This is a genomic window from Salinimicrobium oceani, assembly GCF_012037645.1.
The window spans coordinates 1-317 of record NZ_JAAVJR010001383.1 but is presented as its reverse complement, the minus strand read 5'-3'; the positions used below and the strand labels follow the sequence as shown (position 1 = coordinate 317).

1 protein-coding gene is annotated in these 317 nt (G+C 44.8%); it reads right to left on the bottom strand.

The window, feature by feature from the left end:
- Positions 1-317, bottom strand: a 317-nt coding sequence (locus tag HC175_RS22305; RefSeq protein WP_168140026.1) for a GAF domain-containing protein, incomplete at both ends; no start/stop codon positions are given.

Here is a 317-nt window from a genome sequence, read left to right as displayed (position 1 = left end):
ATATCTTTATGATAGCTCATTTGCTTCACCAGCTGCCGTCTTATGTTATCTGAAAGTTCAGACCGGCTTAAGGTTTCGCTGGTTTCCCGCAGGGTAAGTTCTGTTGAGAACATTTGAGCCAGGAACCTGCAGCTTTCCCGCTGGTAAAAATCCAGGTATTTTGCTGTTCTGTGATGGCAGGCGATCAAACCCCAGAGTTTACCTTTTACAATTATGGCAGCCGAGAGGGATGCTCCTACTTCCATATTTTCAAGATATTCAATATGAATTGGCGAAACAGCCCTTAATGCTGAACGGGAAATATCCAGTGGTTCCCC